Genomic DNA, 1,957 nt, shown 5'->3' with positions numbered 1-1,957 from the left:
GGCGGCCATCCAGCCACAGGCGCACGAGCACCGAGGCGAGGACGAAGCTCACGAAAAGCGTGGTGACGAGGCTGGCTTGCATGCCCGGGAGTGTACGTTTGCCGCACAATCGCGACCACGGCTGCGCGGCCAAGACCCTGGTGAGCAGGGCGGTGTCGGCGCGGCTTTTGTCAGCACATGAGGATGTCGATGAGCGAAACCACACCTGGCGCCGAGCAGGCCCCCGCCACCTTGGTCAAGAGCGACCAGAACCTGATCTGGATCGACCTGGAGATGACGGGCCTCAAGCCCGAGAGCGATCGCATCATCGAGATCGCCGTGGTGGTGACCGATGCGCAGTTGAACAACCGCATCGAAGGACCGGTGTTCGCCGTGCATCAGAGCGACGCGACGCTCAACCTCATGGACGCCTGGAACAAGGGCACCCACGGCCGCAGCGGCCTGATCGACCGGGTCAAGGCCTCGACCGTGAGCGAAGAGGAAGCCAGCCAGGCGGTGATCGACTTCCTCAAGCAATACGTGCCGGCCAACAAGTCGCCCATGTGCGGCAACTCGATCTGCCAGGACCGCCGCTTCCTGGCCAACTACATGCCCAAGCTGGAAGCCTTCTTCCACTACCGCAACCTCGACGTGAGCACGCTCAAGGAGCTGGCCAAGCGCTGGAAGCCGGGCCTGGCCGAAGGCTTCAGGAAGGCCCAGAAGCACACGGCGCTGGCCGACATCCACGAGTCCATCGACGAGCTGGCGTATTACCGCGAGCACTTCCTGGTGAAGTGAGGTGGCGGTGAGCGAGTTGAGCGCGCCCGCCATCGTGAGGGTGGCGCAGCCTTCCAGCGCCGGGGCGATCGATCACCCCAGGCCTGACAGGCTGGTGCGCGGCAACCCGCGCCGTGAAACGTGGTCGCTGTACGAGTCGGGCGACGGGGTGAGCAGCATCGGCATCTGGGCTTGCGAGCCGGGGATGTGGCGCATCGTGTTCGCCGCGAACAAGGAAGAGTACTTCTTCGTGCTCGAAGGACACGTGCGGCTGCACGACGAAGCTGGTGTGGCGGTGGACGTGCGCGCCGGTGAAGGCGCTGTGATCCCGGCCGGCTTCGTGGGCGCCTTCGAGGTGGTGGAGCCAGTGCGCAAGCACTTCGTGGTCATCGAACGGCCAGGCCTTCAGCCTCAAGCCCCGCTGGGCTGACATCGCCAGGCGGCCACGGCCGAGGCCAGCAGCTCGCTGAGCGATGCGCCTTCGCCTGCTTGCCAGCCGGGCGTCAGGCCAGAGGCCGAGGCTTCTGCTGTGGCTGGGCTGGCCAGTGCCATCAAAGCCGTTCGCACCGAGCGCGCTGGGTCGGTGAGGTCCAGCGGCGCGGCGCCGTTCTGCTTCGAGAGCTTTTCGCCGTTGTCGCCGTTGACCAGCGGGGTGTGCAGGTAGCGCGGCTCGGGCAAGCCCAGCAAGCGCTGCAGGTGCAGCTGGCGCGGGGTGTTGTCGGCCAGGTCCTCGCCGCGCACAACGTCGGTGATGCGTTGCTCGGCGTCGTCCACCACCACGGCGAGCTGATAGGCCCACAGGCCGTCGGCACGCTTGACGACGAAGTCGCCCACGGCGGTGCCCAGGGCCTGCTGTTGTGCGCCCAGCCTGCGGTCGTGCCACTTGATCACGCCAGCCTCGCCGTCGGGCACGCGCAGGCGCCAGGCTCGGGCCTCGCGGCCGTGCAGCCCACCGTTTTCAGGGCGACAGGTGCCTGGGTAGACCAGCTCGCCATGACGCGCCTTGGCGTGGCCTGCTTGCTCGTGGGCGCGGGCAATGTCGGCGCGGGTGCAGGCGCAGGGGTAGGCCCAGGCATGGCCAAGACATGGGGTGCTGGTGATGCCGCCCTTGAGCTCGACCAATTGGTCTAGGGCTGCCTCATACAGCTGACCGCGCCGGCTTTGCCACACGGGCGGCTCGTCGGGCGTGAGGCCGCAGGCG

The 1,957-nt window shown here is 67.5% G+C and carries 3 protein-coding genes; 2 read left to right on the top strand and 1 reads right to left on the bottom strand.

The genetic code is table 11. The annotated features are described in order from the left end of the window. The first annotated feature begins 189 nt into the window (after positions 1–189). On the top strand, positions 190–777 hold the full coding sequence (gene orn, locus B2W70_RS03400; RefSeq protein ID WP_286742870.1) for an oligoribonuclease: 588 nt from the start codon (positions 190–192) through the stop codon (positions 775–777). A 7-nt stretch (positions 778–784) separates the two neighbouring features. Next, positions 785–1,186: a cupin domain-containing protein gene (locus tag B2W70_RS03395; RefSeq protein WP_349677430.1), complete on the top strand. Its 402-nt coding sequence runs from the start codon at positions 785–787 to the stop codon at positions 1,184–1,186. Here B2W70_RS03395 and B2W70_RS03390 read toward each other — a convergent pair. Further along, positions 1,168–1,957, bottom strand: a 790-nt coding sequence (locus B2W70_RS03390; protein ID WP_286742867.1) for a glutamate--tRNA ligase family protein, incomplete at its 5' end; no start/stop codon positions are given. The genes B2W70_RS03395 and B2W70_RS03390 overlap by 19 nt on opposite strands.

The sequence above is a fragment of the Aquabacterium sp. UBA2148 genome (assembly GCF_002328915.1).
Classification (GTDB): domain Bacteria; phylum Pseudomonadota; class Gammaproteobacteria; order Burkholderiales; family Burkholderiaceae_C; genus Aquabacterium; species Aquabacterium parvum.
This window is presented reverse-complemented; position numbering and strand designations above follow the sequence as displayed.

Coding starts and splice junctions, on each gene's coding strand:
- orn (WP_286742870.1), top strand. CDS start 190: ATGAGCGAAACCACACCTGGCGCCGAGCAGGCCCCCGCCACCTTGGTC.